The following is a 15880-nucleotide window of genomic DNA, read 5'->3' on the forward strand; positions in this document are numbered from 1 at the left end:
CGACTTTATGCCTCGAGGAAAGGGCTTTTTTACCCATTCGTCACCCGCAAACTTATACAACACCGCCCGAGTCACCTCAGGCGGTGTTGTTCGTTCTAACTCATCCCAAGAAGAAAAAAGCAAATCCCCGCTTCCGCTGTTTAGCTACCTGCGGCGGCGCAGTGCCGGCGCGCAAACCATACAAACTATCCCAACTATGAACATCGGAATCATTGGCGCCGGCCACATCGGCAGCGCCCTTGCTGTGCGGCTTACCAGCCTCGGCCATAAAGTATACATTGCCAACTCCCGCGGCCCCGAGACGCTGCAGGACGTAGCCCGGAAAACCGGCGCTACCCCCGTAACGGCCAAGGAAGCCGCCCGCCACGGCAGTGACCTCATCGTGGTAACCATTCCGCTGAAAAACATTCCCGACCTGCCCAAAGAACTGTTCGAGGGCGTGGCCGCCGACGTGCCCGTTATCGACACGAGCAACTACTACCCCATGCTGCGCGACGGCAAGATGCCGGAGCTGGAAAGCGGCAGCCTGACTGAAAGCGAATGGGTGCAGCAGCACCTGGGCCGCCCGGTGGTGAAGGTGTTCAACAACATCTACGCCCACCACATTGTGGAGAAGGGCCAGCCCGCCGGCACGCCCGGCCGCATTTCCCTGCCCGTAGCCGGCGACGATGCCGCCGCCAAGCAGAAAGTAATGGCCTTGGTAGAGGAACTAGGCTTCGACGCCGTGGACGCCGGCACCCTGCACCAGTCGTGGCGGCAGCAGCCCGGCACCCCCTCGTACGGCGCCGATATGCCCGCCGACAAGCTGCGCGAGAACCTGGCTAGCCTGGGTACTGAGCGCACAGAGGCCCAGCACGGCGAATACCTGGCCAACCACGCTCAGCAGGAACAGGCCATGGCGGCGCAAGGCATCAAGCTGCAATAGCCGGCTGCCGGAAACCCCCAACTGGCGCGGGTGTATAGCTCGTGCCCGGCCTTACGTGGGAGGTTGTACCTCTCTTGCCGCACCAGCGGCTAACCAATTTTGCGCCGCCCATGGAAACGTGGGCGGCGCTTTACGTTAGGGTAAAGCCATCTTAACCGGGCATTGACTTCTGGTATTGATTATATTTATATTGCACTATATACTTGAAATTGCTACCAGATATATTCCAAGTCCACTAGCCTACTACCTCATGGAAGCCCAGCACTATGCCTGCGCCCATACCAGCGTGGGGCCCTACGTAACGGCCATGTGGCAGGTGGAGGGCTTGCCCGCGCATCGGCAGGAAACCATTCTGCCGAAAGGAATTATTGAGCTGATTTTCAGCTTTGCAGGCACCCTGCAGGTGGCGGTGGGGCCGGAAGCCCAGGCCCAGCCCACATCTGCGTGCTTTATCAGTGGGCTTACCACCCGGCCGCTGCAGCTGCAGGCGCCACCAGCGCAGGCGCTGTTTGGGGTGCAGCTCACGCCGCTGGCCGTCAGAAAGCTGCTGAAGGTGCCCGCCGGCGAGTTTCTCAACAGCATTACCGATCTGCGGTTGCTAAGCCCGGACTTTGAGGCGCTGACGAGCCAGCTGGCGGAGGCCGGCACCTTTGCCCGGCGGCGGGCCCTCATAGAGGCCTGGGTGCAGCGCCAGCTTAAGGCCGTGCCCGTGTCGGATGCGGTGGTTTCCGGGTACCTCAGCAGTGCGGCGGCCGCGGCCTCGGTTACGGAGCTGGCGGCCCGGGCTTGCTACTCGCCGCGGCAGCTCAGCCGGAAGGCGCACGAGTTGTTTGGCATGTCGGCGGAGGCTTTGCTGGGGTACCGGCGCTACCTGAGTGCGCTGCAGGCCCTGCATCAACCCAACAAAAGCCTGACGGATGTGGGGCTGGAGAGTGGCTTTTACGATCAGGCGCACTTTATCCGGGAGTTCCGGCACTACACCAATATGCCGCCGGGCCACTACCGGCACCAGCGCAGCCAGCGGCCCGGGCACCTGTTCCACTAAAGTTGTCCGATATATACAATTTCCCGGTTTCAGGGCGCAGGATATTTGTAGAAACAAACAACCTACCGCTATGAAACGCACCTTCCTTTTCGCCTCGCTCGTGGTGGCCTCGGGCCTGATGCTCACCAACATCTACAGCTCCATTGTAGACGCGCCCTCCTGGGGAAATAATATTCCCTATTCCATGGACGTGGCCCGGGAGTACTACAAGGCTTCCAACCCCGGCAATTTCTTCCGGATATTCTCTCCGCTCAACCAGGGGCTGGGGCTACTGTGCGTGGTGCTGTTCTGGACAAGCGGGCGCAAGACCCGTCAGTTTCTCATCGGAGCCTTTCTGCTGTATTTCCTGGCCGAAGGCCTCACGTTCCAGTATTTCTACCCCCGCAATGCCATCATGTTTGAATCGGGCACCACGGATCAGCAAATGCTGAAAAACGTGTGGCAGGAGTGGAGCACCACCAACTGGTTCCGGACGGTGCTGGTAGCGGCCGGCGTGGTGTGCTCGGCGCTGGCCCTGCACCGCACCTACACTGCACCCCAGCCGGCAGAGCTGGCCAGAGCGTAGCCCGGGAAAATGTGTGCTATTCCGCTGGCGCATTTTCGGGGTGCTGTAATCCGATGAGATTACGGGAATGGAGTTTCTGCGGTAAAGCAGATTTCGGCTTACTTTATACCGTTTATCTCCATTCCTATCATGTTAAGAAACCTATTACTACCGCTCCTTTTTCTGACCACCGCCTCTGTAGCAGCCGCCCAAGCCGGGGGCTGCCCCAAACCGGTACTAAAGGTCTTGCGCAACGGCGTGGAAATACCCGCCACGGGCAGCGCCATGGCTCCCGGCATACGGCTGCAAATCACGTCTGATCCGGAATGCCGGGAGAAGGTAAGCTACCGGGTTACGGCCGCCGAAATAACGTTGGTGCGCGGCGGACGGCCCCTTTTACCCACACTGCTCGTAAAGCAACCCCAGGCAGATTTGCGGGGCTTCATGCCCCATTCCCGGTCCGGCGACTATGTCTACGTCTTCATTCCCTACAAGAACCTGCGCGTGGTATCCGCCGATGGTACCCTACAGCCTTACCTGCCGCCGGCGTCTGCCAAATCCGAATCCCGGCAGCGGGATGTGACACCCGATGCGGCACAAGGCATCGTGTTTAAGTGGATATTGTTGTAGTAGCTTACCATAGTCAGCCCACCAAAACGGGCCTGCCGAATCCAGTTCGGCAGGCCCGTTTTGTGTGGTAGATGCCTGTTACTTCAGGTAGTATGGCTTACTTAATAAACTTTGCCAAGGTAGTCTTCAAATCAGCACCTCTCAGGTTGGCGGCCACAATTTTGCCGGTGGGGTCAATCAGGAAGTTCTGCGGAATGCTTTGCACGTGGTAGCGCTGGGCCACTTCGTTCTGCCAGCCTTTCAGGTCCGAAACCTGCGTCCAGGTTAGTTGGTCGTCGGCAATAGCCTTTACCCATTTGTCGCGGGCATTTTCTTTGTCGAGCGATACACCCAGGATGTCGAAGTTGCGGCCTTTGAACTCCTGGTACACCTTGGTAACTGCCGGGTTTTCGGCGCGGCAGGGGCCGCACCAGGAGGCCCAGAAATCTACCAGCACGTATTTGCCGCGGTAGTCGGCCAGTGAAACGGTTTTGCCGTCGGGGGTAGTCTGGGTGAAGTTGGGTGCCTGCGCGCCAATGGCCACGTCTTTTAACGCCTGCACCAGCTTACCATACTCCCGGCCCGTTACACTGTTCTTGAGGGCGGGGCTGAAGGCATCGTAGAGCGGAGCCACTTCCGCGTATTGCGGCAGCACCATCATGCGCATATTGCTCAGGGCGTCCAGGCTCACCCAGGAGTTGGGGTTGGCTTTGATGAAGGCTAGGTAGCGTTGGGCGTATTCTTTCGTAACGGCCTCTCCCTGCGCCTGCATCCGCGCCTGAAACTCCGGCGTCTGCCGCTGCTGCTCCGAGGCCTTCCCAAACTCGGCTCCTATAGCCTTTATTCTGCTGGTTAGCGGTTTGAGGCTGGCTTGCAGCCGCAGATAGTCCTGGGTAGCCGTGCCTCCCGTTACGGTGGCATTAATCAGGGAATCGGGGCTGGAAAGCTTAATAGGGTCTGGCTCCAAAAACACCCGCTTCCGATCTGTAGAGCCGGAATAGGCATTCTTAAGCCGCCCATCCCGCTGCAACACCAGCTCCGCTTCTTTGGGAACATCAGTGGTGCCTTTCAATTCAAACGCCCCATTTTTCAGGGTGGTGGAATCCATGACTAAATCTCCGCGCAGCAGGTAGATTTTGGCCGGCGCTGTGAGCTTGCTAATCTTGCCTTTGAGGGTGTAGGGAATGGGGCTTTGGGCCTGGGTCAGGAATGGAATGGCTACTATAAAGCCCAGCAGTAGTTTTTTCATAAATAGAGAATGAGATAAGGGAAATAAGTAGCGGAAATGTAGTCGATTATCTCAGTAAAAGGATAGGGGTGTTAGATAAAAGCCCGAAAGATTGCTGCCCTGTTACGGACAATGCATCTCCGTAATTAATCTTCCTCATTACGCGCCTGCAAGGTGTGAACAGACTCACCAGCAATAAGAGGCGGGAAGGCTCGTATTGCGAAGTACGCTAACTGAGGTAAGAGGCAAATTATATCCTTATCATTGCCACATTATTAGTGTTTAGAATCTCATTCCCATCATCACTATTCATGCATAAACGTCTTTTTCTCCTTTGGTTAGTCCTGTGCGGAGCGGCCCACTCGGTATCAGCCCAAAAGCCCCTGGAGGTAGTAATTGTGGGAACTTCGCACTACAACGGCGGGCCCGATTCCCTGTACCGGCCCATTATCGACAAGCTGAAAGTTTACCGTCCTGACATGGTATTTGGGGAGTACCTCACCGCTGCCGATGCGCGGCAGATGCCAGCCGGCGAATCGGTAGGGGTGCCTTTCCAGCGGCGCCTGCAATACATGAAGCGCCAGGCGCTGACCACTGCGCCGCTCACGGCCAAGGCTGCTGCTACCGCGCGGCGCAAACTGCGCAAAAAACCGCAGCTGCATCACCAGCGCATTGACCTGGCCCGGCACTACGCCTACACCTACGACCGGGGCAATACCGAGTATCAGCTTTTTCTGCTGGAGGAAACCTTCAAGAAAAACCTAAGTCCTGCCGACCAGACTTATTACTTACAGGCATTTGGCTCAGCTGACTCCCTGCGGAAAGCCGCGAAGATGGTGCGCCCGCTCACCGAGTACCATAAAATTTTCTTCCCGTTGCTGCAGGAGCTGGGGCAGGACCAGATTTACGCTATGGATTGCCAGCGCTACAGTGCGGCCTGGGATAAAGCGTCAAGCGAGGCCTACACGCAGTACATTGCCCTGCAGGCCGGCTTCAAGCAGGATTCTACCACGGCGCAGGCCGCTACCTTCCGCCAGATTGCTGCTATCAAGCCAGCGTACTTCGCCTACCTGGAAGCCCCAGCCACCCAGGAGGCTACCTACCGGGCCATGAATATGCCCGAAATGGGGACACTCTCTGATAAGCTGAATTTCTTTGGCGACGAGCCTCTCTATGCAGCGCCCGGCTTTCCTACGCAGGCCGTGCGCGCTATGAAAGCCCAGTGGGAGCTGCGTAACCAGGGCATGTGCGACAATATCGTCCGCCAGGCGCGGGAGCAGGGGGCCAGCCGGGTGGTAGTGGCCGTAGGTTCAGCGCACACCATGGTGATGCAGCGTCTGCTGCGAAACATGCCTAACGTGCGCGTGAGCACCTATAACGACCTGCCGTAAGCAAGAACTAGGTTGTTGAGCAATTGAAAAGGCCCGCCCGCATAATTGATGCAGGCGGGCCTTTTCAATTGCTCACAGCTTTGGTATATCCATGCTTGATGCAGTAGGGCAAGGGAGAAAAAGTAGCCGTGAAAGAACCGCGCGGGCGTTACTTTTTCGCCAGCACCTCCCGCACCGATGTCCACCGGATTTCCGGGTAGCGGGCGTTATCCAGTGGCTCCAGTTTGGGCAGGCCGCTGAACATGTTGTGCAGGTATTGCATACCCTGCCACGGCGGAAATACGTCGTTGCTGGCGGGCATAAGGGCTTTAGTTATTTTGATGACGGTGCCAAAAGCCCCCAGGCTGCCTACGCGAAACAGCTTAAACTCATGACCCGTTACCGCACTGGCGGCCGCTTGCAGCCCGCGGATGCTGGCTACTTCGCCGGCCACGCGCAGGTAGCGGGGCGTGGAGGCATCCAGGGCAGCCGCGGCCGTAAACTCGGCGGTGTTCTGCATGGTAGTGAAATCCAGGGGCTGGTCGGCATTGCCCCAATACACCACCCGCTTCGGCCCAAACAGAATAACCGGAGCCTGGCCCGTGAGCAGGTCCGTAAACATGCCGTTGAGGATGGAAGTGGCCTGAATCGGGGCTTTATCCAGGTGCCGCTGAAACTCCCGGCGCAGGTCGAGGTTGCGGTTGGAGCCTTCGGGGAGCTTGGTGAAATCGATGCTGTAATCGGAGGGAATGAAGCGCGGTACGCCCGCCGCCACCGCCGCTTCCAGCAGCCGCGTCTGCGCGTCCAAAATCACGTCGCGCAGCCCGGATAACGCCGATACCACGCAACTGGCACCCGCGCACGCCTGCGTCAGCTGCGTTACGTTGTGGTAATCTACTTCCACCACCGAAACACCCTGCAGCCGCAATGAAGTGGCTTCGGCCGTGGCGCTGGATTCCGGGCGCACCAGCGCCCGCACAGTGGCTCCGCGCTGCCGGAGGAAGTGCGCAATCAGCAGGCCCAGGGCGCCGGTAGCGCCGGCCAGGACAACGGTGGCGGGTGCTGCTTGTAGGGTGTTGGGAGACGCGGGTTGCGGTTCGGCCAAAATCGGAGCTTTAAAAATTTGAGATATATATCTGTTTGTCGGGGCGGAGGAGTTGATGCTCCATTGGCCAGTTCAACTTAGCACCCCCGTAAAAGTTAGGGCCTTTTGTAAAATTGTACACCGGCTTTATGATTGGGGCCAGCCAAAAGACCTTTGTTCCCCGAACTTATCCTTTCTCAATTCATTCCGGCGGCCGGCTCACTTAAAAAAGAGTTCTTTACTTTGGGCGCTATGCCTACCCTCGTTCCCATTCTGCGCATTTTTGATTACGCCAAAGCCCTGGAATTCTACGTCGATTGGCTCGGCTTCGCAGTAGACTGGGCCGATCAGCCGACCAATGCTCCGGCCTATGTACAGGTATCGTTAGCAGGCGTGGCGCTGAACCTCTCGGAGCACCACGGCGACTGTAGCCCCGGCGCCCGGATTCGGGTAATTGACTTTGCGGGGCTGGCCGAGTATCACCAACAGCTGCTGGCAAAAGATTACCGCTACAACCGCCCCGGCCTGCACGTGCCCGCCTGGAATGCCCGGGCCCTGGAAATGGAAGTCATAGACCCCTTCGGCAACCGGCTGACTTTTACCGAAGTACCTGTTTAAGCCATTGGCTCTGCGGGCGGGCTTTGGCGCGAGGGGCTAACCGCGGGTATGAATCAGCTTTTCCAGGGCATTGTGGCCTTGTTTCTCCTCGCTTGCCAGGCAACGGGGCTTTCTTACGCCGAGCTGAATATTCTGGTATACTGCGCGCTGGTGCCACTCAGCTGGATACTGCTGGTAGTGTGGCGGGATAAACGGTTCTGGCCGGTATTGTTGGCGCAGCTGCTGGTTTTCCTGTTTCTGCTGCGGCATTTCCGGCTGGGCGCGGCCGGTCAGCATTTTTACAACTACAACATCACCGTACTGGAAAAGATGGGCCGGACTACGGGCTTGGGCTACGTGGCCGTTTCACTGCTGATGGGCGTCCTCATTCCGGTCATTTCACTGGCTCTGTTGCTGGGCGCGCCGCGCCGGTGGGCAGCCGGCCTTTATCTGGTTTTTGTAGCAGCTTTGGTGGCTTATTTTTTACTGGGGCAATCCTACACCGCAATGGCGGCCCCGGGGTTGTAAAGCGTATTTTTAACCGCTAACAAGCTCGTCTGTAGTGCTTTTAATATTGGGTTTACATATAGTAATATACCGTTAGTTGTGTGTTTGAAAGATTTAGATTTGGTATATTAACCCTGCTATGAAACCCGCACTATACACCCATTGGTATGAATAACGCACAAACGGAAACCGCCCGTATTACCGCGCTCAAACGCTACGATATCCTGGATACACCCGCCGATGGCACCTTTGACCGCATGACGGCACTGGCCGCGAAGGTGTTCAACATGCCCATCGTCATCATCAGCCTCGTCGATACCGACCGCATCTGGTTTAAGTCGCATTACGGGGTAGAGGTGCAGCAGATTGACCGGGTGCCCGGCTTGTGCTCCTCCGCAGTTCTCTCTCATGAGCTTTATATAGTAGAGGATGCGCGCCAGGATCCTCGTGCTTTGGCCAACCCGCTGGTGGTCGGCGAACTGGGGCTGGGCTTTTATGCCGCGGCCCCGCTCACTACCCACGATGGCCACAACCTGGGCACGTTCTGCATCATCGACCAAAAACCGCGCTACCTCACCGATGCCCAGAAGCTGATGCTGCAGGATATGGCTGCCATTGTAATGGATGAAATAGAGCTGCGCCTGGCCGTGCGCACGGCCATCGGCGAAAATGCCCAACGCACGGCCGAGCTTCGCAAGTTCAGAGAAGCCGTAGCCTCTTAGTTGGGCTGGTGCCGGGAAAGTCTGGATGAGACTACTTGAACGCCAGGCGGAGGACTTTCCCTGCACCCCTTAAAGTTTCTCGCCGCAGTGCCAGCAGTACCTGGCGTCGGGGCGGTGCCCATCAGCCCGGCACACGTGGCACCGTTGCTGCTTGAACTTCGCCAAGGCGGGGGCCAATAAGCTCATATGGGTTGAGACGATGCCCGTGGGTACGGCTATAATAGCGTAGCCCACAATCATGAGCACGGAGGCCAGGCTCTGGCCCAGCACGGTTGCGGGCGAAGCATCCCCGCCGCCTACCGTAGTCACGGTTAAAATGGCCCAGTAAATACTCATGGGAATACTGGTGAAGCCATGCCGCCCGCCCTCTATCACATACATCAGGGTGCCTATCACTATAATCAGGGTAAACACCGCCGTCAGGAACACCAGTATTTTATAGCGGCTGGCCTTGAGGGCGGCCGCTATAAACTCGCCCTCGCCCATAAAGCGGCCGAGCTTAAAAATGCGGAATACTCGCAGCAGCCGCAGCGTACGGATTACCAGCAGGTAGCGGCTGCCCGGCAGCAGCAAGGACACCAGGGTGGGCGCAATGGCCAGAAAATCAATAATACCCAGCCAGCTCAGGGCGTAGGAGAGCGGCCGCCGCACCACCACCAGCCGAATAATATATTCTACGAGAAACAGCGCCGTGAAAAACCATTCCACGGCCTGCAGATAATGCCCGTACCGGGCCGCAATGCTGGCTACACTTTCCAGCATCACGGCCAGCACGCTCAGCACAATGGCCAGCAGCAGGAGAATATCGAAAGCGCGGCCGGCCGGCGTATCCGATTCAAAGATGATGCGGAAAGCGTTTTGCTGCCACTTAGCAGCTTGTTCGCGGGGGCGGATGTCCATACAGAGCAGGGAATGAGGCTACGCTACGCCGTAGAAGTTCAGTAACTCTAACTTACATAACAAGCTCATGATGAGCCGAAAGCCCCCGGTGCTGCCGGAAAAAATAACCGGAGCCATTTTCCCGACTGCCCCAAAGCCGGGAAAGTCCTGCTGAAACGGAAAAGCCGGCCACCGTCACTCAAACGGTGGCCGGCTTTTGCCGGCAATGGCTCAAGGGTTTGCTACGGATTGGTAGACCACATGCCCGCTTCTTTAATAAAGATGCGGCGGTTGAGCTTTAGCTGGGCAATCATGAACTCGGCCAGGTCTTCCGGCTGCATCACTTTCTCGGGGTTGCCATCGGTCAGGTTGTTGCTGATGGCCAGCTCCGTAGCCACGGTGCTGGGCGTGAGGGCCGATACTCGTATGTTCTGCTTGCGCACTTCCTGCATCAGGGACTCAGTGAGACCCAGAATAGCGAACTTGGAGGCGCTGTACGCACTGGTGGTAGCGGCGCCGCGCTGGCCGGCTGTAGAGGCTATGTTAATGATGTCGCCGGTTTCGCGGGCAATCATGTCCGGCAGCACGGCGCGGGTGGCGTAGTAGGTGCCCATCAGGTTTACCTGCACAATATGCTCCCACTCTGCGGGCGGCATATCTACTAGCTTGGCAAAGGTGCCAATGCCGGCATTATTGATAAGAATATCAATGGGCCCCAACTCGGCCTTCACCTGCGCTACGGCGGCTTCCACTGCCTCGCGGTTGGCTACATCGGCGGTTACTACGGCTGCTTTCACGCCTAAGGCTCCTATTTCCTTCGCCACTTCTTTAAGCTGGCTTTCGGTGCGGGCCAGCAGGCCCATGTGCACGCCTTCCTGCGCCAGCGCAATAGCCACGGCCCGGCCAATGCCTTTGCCCGCGCCCGTAACCAGTGCTACTTTCCCGGTAAGTGATTCCATGTAGTGTTGAGATGAATGAATAATGGTAGTGTATAACCGAGGCCAGCGGCCAGGGTTGCTGCCGATGCCTGTTTCTTTTGAGAATGACCGCACAGAGGTGTCTGGTTGCTTGCAGATCAGGCAAGTGAAGGGCCGGCGGGGCAGGGGAGGCACTACAAAATATAGCGCTTGTCTGCTTACCTTGAGGCCGGCCCAGCCCCGTTATCTGTCTACTCCACATGAAAAAGCTTCTTTCTGAGCGTGCCGCTGTCCGCAGCCTATTGCTGATTCTAGCCTTGGTAGTCATAATGCATCTGCTGATCCTGGCCGGTATTATTCCCTATGCCATGGTGTGGGGCGGACGGCTGCAGAATAAAGCGCAGATGGTGCGCTTTGAAACCGTATCCGTGCTGGTGAATATTCTGATGCTGGCCGTGGTGGCACTTAGGGCCGGGCTGCTGCGGGTGCGCTTGCAGCCCCTCGTCGGGCAAATTCTGCTGGGGCTGATGGCCGGCCTCTTCCTGCTGAATACGGTGGGAAATCTGCTGTCCACAAACCCGGTGGAACAAGGGTTTTTCACGCCCTTAACGCTGGTGCTTTTTCTATTGAGTCTGCGGCTGGCGTTGGATGCGCCCGAAAAAAATCATTTTCCGGTAAACCAGTTGTAAGCCTGCCAGTTATCAGGAGGCGCCGGTTATGTTTGCCGTGCACTGAACCGTAGCGAGGGAAAGAGGGGGACAGAGTATCCGGAGCAGTTTTGCTAGGTTTTTCGGCCTTGGGTTGATACCTTATAAAGGGCGGACTGAAAAGCTTGGAGGGTACAAAAACCGGTCAGACTGCCTGCTGCATATACCCGGAACAAAGGCTATAGATTATGCATCATATCGTTTATCATAGCAGCGCCGTGGGGCAGCAAACAGCCGCCGACCTCGCCTTTATCCTGCAGCAGGCCCGGGCCAACAACGCCCGGCTCGGCATTACGGGGTTGCTGCTGTACGGCAACGGAAGCTTTGTGCAGGTGCTGGAAGGAGAGGAGGAGGCCGTGCGGCAGGTGTACGGCAAAATTCAGGAAGATTACCGGCACACCCGCGTGCATACCCTTTCCGATGGCCCTATTCCGCGGCGCACCTTTCAGGACTGGACCATGGGATTTCAGCCGCTGTCGGGGGCAGACTTTGAGCGTATCGCCGGCTACATTAATCCTTACCGCACTAACTTTTTGGATGCTCACCTGCCCGCCATGGAAGAGGGCATGCTGGAAATGCTCAAGTCCTTCGTGGAGGATGAAAGCAGCCAGCTTTAGACCGGCCGTGCTGTCTGTCACTTTTATTATTGGGTACTGGCCAAAGTTTTTTAGAGCAGGTGCAGCGCTGCCCGGGTGAATTATTTACAGAAAATCTGATTTAAAATATACAAGGTATAATATATTGATATTCAGGATTATATGATGCTGATTAAGGCCAATTCGGGTAGGAGATAAGGGCTATACCTGGCACAGGATGAACCTAAAGCGAGGCTCGCCCGTTACCCTCATGTCTATCGACGCTGGCTTCTAACGCTGCTCCTTAAGCCGGGCAGACCAAAAAAAGGCGTACGTTTACATTGTTAAAGGCAAAATGCCTCGTGTCACTACCATTCCTTCCGTGTTGAAAAATAGTAGAGTTCCGTTGCCAGTTGCTTCATTTTCACCACTTTCCTAAGCATCATGTCAACAGGAACCGTAAAATTCTTCAATGAAACCAAAGGCTTTGGTTTCATCAACGACGCCGCTACCGGCCAAGACGTATTTGTCCACGTAACGGGCCTCATCGACGAAATTCGTGACAACGATAAAGTTGAATTCGAAGTGGAAGAAGGCCGTAAAGGTCTGAGCGCTGTTAAAGTGCGTCGCGCTTAATTAACGCGAACTTCCTTAAAGAAGTAAAGAAGCATGCCCCCGGGCATGCTTCTTTTTTTGTGCCCGCTCTGCCCGTAGCATCTCCATATACAGGTACAGGATCTGGTAAGTAAGCTACTGGTTTAGAAGGCCTCAACCCCGCCGGATTCTTCCCCGTTTCAACTTCATAGCTAACCCCTTTCGCTATGAAGCTGCTTGCTACGCTCTTCCTCTCCGGCTCTCTGCTACTGGCCGGCAGCCCTGCCGCCACTGCCCAGCAGTCCCGGTCCCCGTATCATACCCGCTTTGGAGTTGATGCACCCATTACCGCGGGCCTGGGCGCGGTGAGTGGCCTGGGGCTGTACCTCATATCCCAAAAGCACGGCCGCTCCGATGCCGAGCTGGCCGCGTTAGACAAAAACGATTTGCCCCGCATGGACCGGTTTGCTGCCGGCAACTATAATGAGGATGCCATCCTGGCCAGTAACATACTTTGTTATGGCTCATTAGCCGTGGCGCCGGGCGTGCTGGCCCTTAACTCTGACATTCACGACCGGTTCGGGCAAGTGGCCGGTTTGTATCTGGAATCGATGAGTGCCACGGCGGCCATTTTTACCATGACGGCCGGCACGGTATACCGCAACCGCCCGTTCCTGTATGGGCCCGAAGGGCCGGCCAATAAGCGTAAGAGCCACATTGCCACCAACTCGTTTTTTGCCGGCCACACGGCCCACGCGGCCACGGCCACCTTTTTTGCCGCCAAAGTATTTCATGATTTCCACCCCGACTCCCCGGCCGAGCCTTTGGTGTGGGGTGCCGCGGCCATCATTCCGGCGGCCGTAGGCTACGCCCGCATCGAAGCCGGCAAGCATTTCCTGACCGATAACCTGGTGGGCTATGCCCTGGGGGCCACCATAGGGGTAGTAGTGCCGCAGCTGCACAAAACTGCCGGCCGCACCGGCCTTTCCATCCTTCCAATGCAGGGGCTGAATGTGAATGGCTATTCCTACGGGGGCCTGCTGATAACCCAACAGCTGTAAAAGAAGCGCGAAGCGGATAGTCGGCTTTTGTCCGGGAAGCTTCTTTCTTTGTGCCCACTTCTGGCCTTGCTTCCTATGCAGTCTGCCCGCACTGTTTTCCTCGTTCGTCCCACCCGTTTTGGCTTCAACCCGGAAACGGCCGCCTCCAATTACTTTCAGCAGACAATGGCCGGCCTGAGTGCCGAAGAGGTGCAGGAACAGGCTTTTGCGGAGTTTGATGCCATGGTGACCACCCTGCGCGCCCACGGCATGCAGGTACTGGTGTTTGAGGATACGGCCGTGCCGCCCAAGCCCGATGCCGTATTTCCCAACAACTGGCTTACCCTGCACCCCGACGGCCGCGTGCTGCTTTACCCCATGTGCGCACCCAACCGCCGCCCGGAGCGCCGCCCCGATATTCTGGCAAGCCTGGGGCAGCAGTTCGCCATCAAAGAAATTCTCGACTTCTCGGCCCACGAGCAGCAGGGCCGTTTCCTGGAAGGTACCGGCAGCATCATCTTCGACCACGTGCACCGCCTGGCCTACGCCTGCCTCTCGCCCCGCACCAATGCGGGCTTGCTGCAGGAAGTATGCGCCCACCTGGGGTACCAGCCGGTAGCTTTCCATGCTTATGATGCCCGGCACCAGGAAATCTACCACACTAACGTGATGATGTGTATTGGCGCCGGCTTTGCCGTGGTGTGTCTGGAAAGCATTACCGATGCCCAGGAGCAGGCTCTGGTCGTGGTCTCGCTTACGGCTACCGGCCACGAGCTGGTGCCTATTTCCCTGGCGCAGGTAGCCAGCTTTGCCGGCAACATGCTCACGCTGCAGCCGGATGCTGGTCCTGAACTGCTGGCCATGTCTCAGCAGGCGTTTGATGCGCTGCTGCCCGCGCAACGAGAGGCCCTAGGCCGGTACTGCAAGCTAGTGCCGCTGCCTATTCCTACCATTGAAACCATTGGGGGCGGCAGCGCCCGGTGCATGCTGGCCGAAGTGTATTTGCCGGCCCTGCCGGCCCCGGTTTCCTAAACCGGCTTCTCAGCCTGTTATTATTAAAAAAGCGGTTGCTCCTCAGCAGGAGGCCAGCTTATTGTGGATATGCTTTTAGGTTTCAGGAGTTTTCAGTAAATTATATACCGGGCGGCAGGCCAAAGGAAGAGGGCGAAGGAACCGCGGTTTTCGGATATACGCAGGCCAAAAACGGACATGACGTACGATTTTCATAAGCTGGTAGAAGTGCCGGCCAATGGGCCCACGCTGACGGGAGAGCTGATCCTGCCGACCAATGCCCGTGCCCTGGTCATATTCTCCCACGGCAGTGGCAGCAGCCGGCTAAGCTCGCGCAATAACTTTGTAGCCTCCGTTCTGCACCAGCACGGCATCGGCACCTTCCTCTTCGATTTGCTCACCAGAATTGAAGACACGATTTACGCCAACCGGTTTGATATTCCGTTGCTGACCCAACGGCTGGTTGCCGCCACCAAATTCCTGGATACGCTGCCGCCGGCCGCCGGCCTGCCCTTTGGCTATTTTGGCGCCAGCACCGGCGCTGCCTCGGCTCTGGGCGCGGCAGCCATACTGCCTGACCGCATCAGCGCGGTAGTATCCCGTGGGGGCCGCCCCGATATTACCGGCCCCGGCCTGGGCCACGTGCATGCCGCCACGCTCCTGATTGTGGGCGGCCTGGATGTGGAGGTGCTGGCCCTGAATGAGAAGGCGCTGGCTGTTCTGCCCGGCATCAAGCGGCTGGCCATTGTTCCCAGCGCCACGCACCTGTTTGAGGAGCCCGGCGCCCTAAACCGGGTGGCGGAGCTGGCCGCCGACTGGTTCAGCAAATACCTGCACCCGGTGCCACAACCCACCTCTTAACCCGCCCGCCATGTTCCTGAACCGTCATGATGCTGCAACCCAACTGGCTGCAAAGCTGACCAAGTACCGCGGGCAGGATGGCATTGTGCTGGCTATTCCCCGCGGCGGGGTGCCCCTGGGCTATGTAATAGCGCAGACGTTGGGCTTTCCGCTGGAGGTAGCGCTGTCCAAAAAAATAGGCCACCCCGCCAACCCGGAGTATGCCATTGGCTCGGTTACGCTGGATGGGGCAGTGGTGAATGAAAATGCCGCTGGCATTTCGATGCGATATATTGAAGAAGAAACAGCGCGCATTCAGGCCAAGCTGCGCGAGAATTTCCGGCTGTTCATGGGCGGCCACACCCCTACCAAGCTCAAGGGCAAAACAGTAATTGTGGTAGATGATGGCATTGCCACCGGGCACACCATGGTCAGCATTGTGCAGGCTATTCGCAAAAGCCAGCCCGGCAAGCTGATTGTAGCCGTGCCGGTGGCGCCGCCCCATGCCGCCCACCAGCTCCGGCCGCTGGTAGATGAGTATGTCTGCCTGTCGCAGCCGGAGGGCTTTATGGCGGTAGGGCAGTTTTACGTCGATTTTGAGCAGGTCAGCGACGAAGAAGTCATAGATTTTCTACACAAGAATGCCGCCACAACAACCAGTCGTGGCGGCATGTAAAGTGAGGGAA

The 15880-nt window shown here is 57.4% G+C and carries 19 protein-coding genes; 15 read left to right on the forward strand and 4 right to left on the reverse strand.

Going from position 1 to position 15880, the window contains the following annotated elements:
* Positions 1–7 precede the first annotated feature (7 nt).
* The 4 genes from AM218_RS04030 to AM218_RS04045 all read left to right on the forward strand — a co-directional run bounded on the left by AM218_RS04030 (position 8) and on the right by AM218_RS04045 (position 3144).
* Complete coding sequence (locus AM218_RS04030; protein WP_197274014.1) at positions 8–925, forward strand: NADPH-dependent F420 reductase; 918 nt, start codon at positions 8–10, stop codon at positions 923–925.
* 250 nt (positions 926–1175) lie between these two features.
* Positions 1176–1970, forward strand: a complete 795-nt coding sequence (locus AM218_RS04035; protein WP_054412072.1) for a helix-turn-helix transcriptional regulator — start codon at positions 1176–1178, stop codon at positions 1968–1970.
* A 70-nt stretch (positions 1971–2040) separates the two neighbouring features.
* Positions 2041–2535: an anthrone oxygenase family protein gene (locus tag AM218_RS04040; protein ID WP_054412073.1), complete on the forward strand. Its 495-nt coding sequence runs from the start codon at positions 2041–2043 to the stop codon at positions 2533–2535.
* 129 nt (positions 2536–2664) lie between these two features.
* Positions 2665–3144 (forward strand): hypothetical protein, encoded by a 480-nt coding sequence (locus AM218_RS04045; protein ID WP_157547513.1) that lies wholly within the window; start codon positions 2665–2667, stop codon positions 3142–3144.
* A gap of 97 nt (positions 3145–3241) precedes the next feature.
* Here the strand turns inward: AM218_RS04045 and AM218_RS04050 are convergent, their stop codons facing one another.
* Positions 3242–4372: a TlpA disulfide reductase family protein gene (locus AM218_RS04050; protein ID WP_054412075.1), complete on the reverse strand. Its 1131-nt coding sequence runs from the start codon at positions 4370–4372 to the stop codon at positions 3242–3244.
* 290 nt (positions 4373–4662) lie between these two features.
* On the opposite strand from AM218_RS04050, the gene AM218_RS04055 reads away from it, so the two are divergent.
* On the forward strand, positions 4663–5742 hold the full coding sequence (locus tag AM218_RS04055; RefSeq protein ID WP_157547514.1) for a DUF5694 domain-containing protein: 1080 nt from the start codon (positions 4663–4665) through the stop codon (positions 5740–5742).
* Positions 5743–5890: 148 nt separating this feature from the next.
* Here AM218_RS04055 and AM218_RS04060 read toward each other — a convergent pair whose 3' ends face one another.
* A complete protein-coding gene (locus AM218_RS04060; protein WP_231717542.1) occupies positions 5891–6826 on the reverse strand; it encodes an NmrA family NAD(P)-binding protein in 936 nt (311 codons plus the stop codon).
* A gap of 231 nt (positions 6827–7057) precedes the next feature.
* On the opposite strand from AM218_RS04060, the gene AM218_RS04065 reads away from it, so the two are divergent.
* From AM218_RS04065 to AM218_RS04075, 3 genes are all read left to right on the forward strand, one after another.
* Complete coding sequence (locus AM218_RS04065) at positions 7058–7423, forward strand: glyoxalase superfamily protein (RefSeq protein ID WP_054415273.1); 366 nt, start codon at positions 7058–7060, stop codon at positions 7421–7423.
* Positions 7424–7471: 48 nt separating this feature from the next.
* Complete coding sequence (locus tag AM218_RS04070; protein WP_054412079.1) at positions 7472–7930, forward strand: hypothetical protein; 459 nt, start codon at positions 7472–7474, stop codon at positions 7928–7930.
* 146 nt (positions 7931–8076) lie between these two features.
* On the forward strand, positions 8077–8631 hold the full coding sequence (locus AM218_RS04075) for a GAF domain-containing protein (RefSeq protein WP_054412080.1): 555 nt from the start codon (positions 8077–8079) through the stop codon (positions 8629–8631).
* Between the two features lie 69 nt (positions 8632–8700).
* On the opposite strand, the gene AM218_RS04080 is transcribed toward AM218_RS04075, so the two are convergent.
* Together AM218_RS04080 and AM218_RS04085 are read right to left on the reverse strand one after the other, a co-directional pair.
* Entirely contained in the window at positions 8701–9531 is an 831-nt protein-coding gene (locus AM218_RS04080; protein WP_054412082.1) for an ion transporter, read from the reverse strand.
* 221 nt (positions 9532–9752) lie between these two features.
* Positions 9753–10469 carry a 3-ketoacyl-ACP reductase gene (locus AM218_RS04085; protein WP_054412084.1) on the reverse strand — a complete coding sequence of 239 codons (717 nt, stop codon included), beginning with the start codon at positions 10467–10469 and terminating at the stop codon, positions 9753–9755.
* Between the two features lie 218 nt (positions 10470–10687).
* Here AM218_RS04085 and AM218_RS04090 point away from each other — a divergent pair, with 218 nt between their 5' ends.
* The 7 genes from AM218_RS04090 (at position 10688) to AM218_RS04120 (ending at position 15870) form a co-directional block, all read left to right on the forward strand.
* Entirely contained in the window at positions 10688–11116 is a 429-nt protein-coding gene (locus AM218_RS04090; RefSeq protein WP_071843689.1) for a hypothetical protein, read from the forward strand.
* A gap of 206 nt (positions 11117–11322) precedes the next feature.
* On the forward strand, positions 11323–11751 hold the full coding sequence (locus AM218_RS04095) for a BLUF domain-containing protein (protein WP_054412088.1): 429 nt from the start codon (positions 11323–11325) through the stop codon (positions 11749–11751).
* Between the two features lie 402 nt (positions 11752–12153).
* Positions 12154–12345 carry a cold-shock protein gene (locus tag AM218_RS04100; RefSeq protein ID WP_044514260.1) on the forward strand — a complete coding sequence of 64 codons (192 nt, stop codon included), beginning with the start codon at positions 12154–12156 and terminating at the stop codon, positions 12343–12345.
* A gap of 185 nt (positions 12346–12530) precedes the next feature.
* A complete protein-coding gene (locus tag AM218_RS04105) occupies positions 12531–13364 on the forward strand; it encodes a phosphatase PAP2 family protein (protein ID WP_054412090.1) in 834 nt (277 codons plus the stop codon).
* 75 nt (positions 13365–13439) lie between these two features.
* A complete protein-coding gene (gene ctlX / locus AM218_RS04110; RefSeq protein WP_054412092.1) occupies positions 13440–14375 on the forward strand; it encodes a citrulline utilization hydrolase CtlX in 936 nt (311 codons plus the stop codon).
* A 177-nt stretch (positions 14376–14552) separates the two neighbouring features.
* Positions 14553–15215: a dienelactone hydrolase family protein gene (locus tag AM218_RS04115; RefSeq protein WP_054412094.1), complete on the forward strand. Its 663-nt coding sequence runs from the start codon at positions 14553–14555 to the stop codon at positions 15213–15215.
* Between the two features lie 10 nt (positions 15216–15225).
* Entirely contained in the window at positions 15226–15870 is a 645-nt protein-coding gene (locus tag AM218_RS04120) for a phosphoribosyltransferase (protein WP_054412096.1), read from the forward strand.
* The last annotated feature ends 10 nt before the right edge of the window (positions 15871–15880 follow it).

The organism is Hymenobacter sp. DG25A (genome assembly GCF_001280305.1).
GTDB lineage: Bacteria > Bacteroidota > Bacteroidia > Cytophagales > Hymenobacteraceae > Hymenobacter.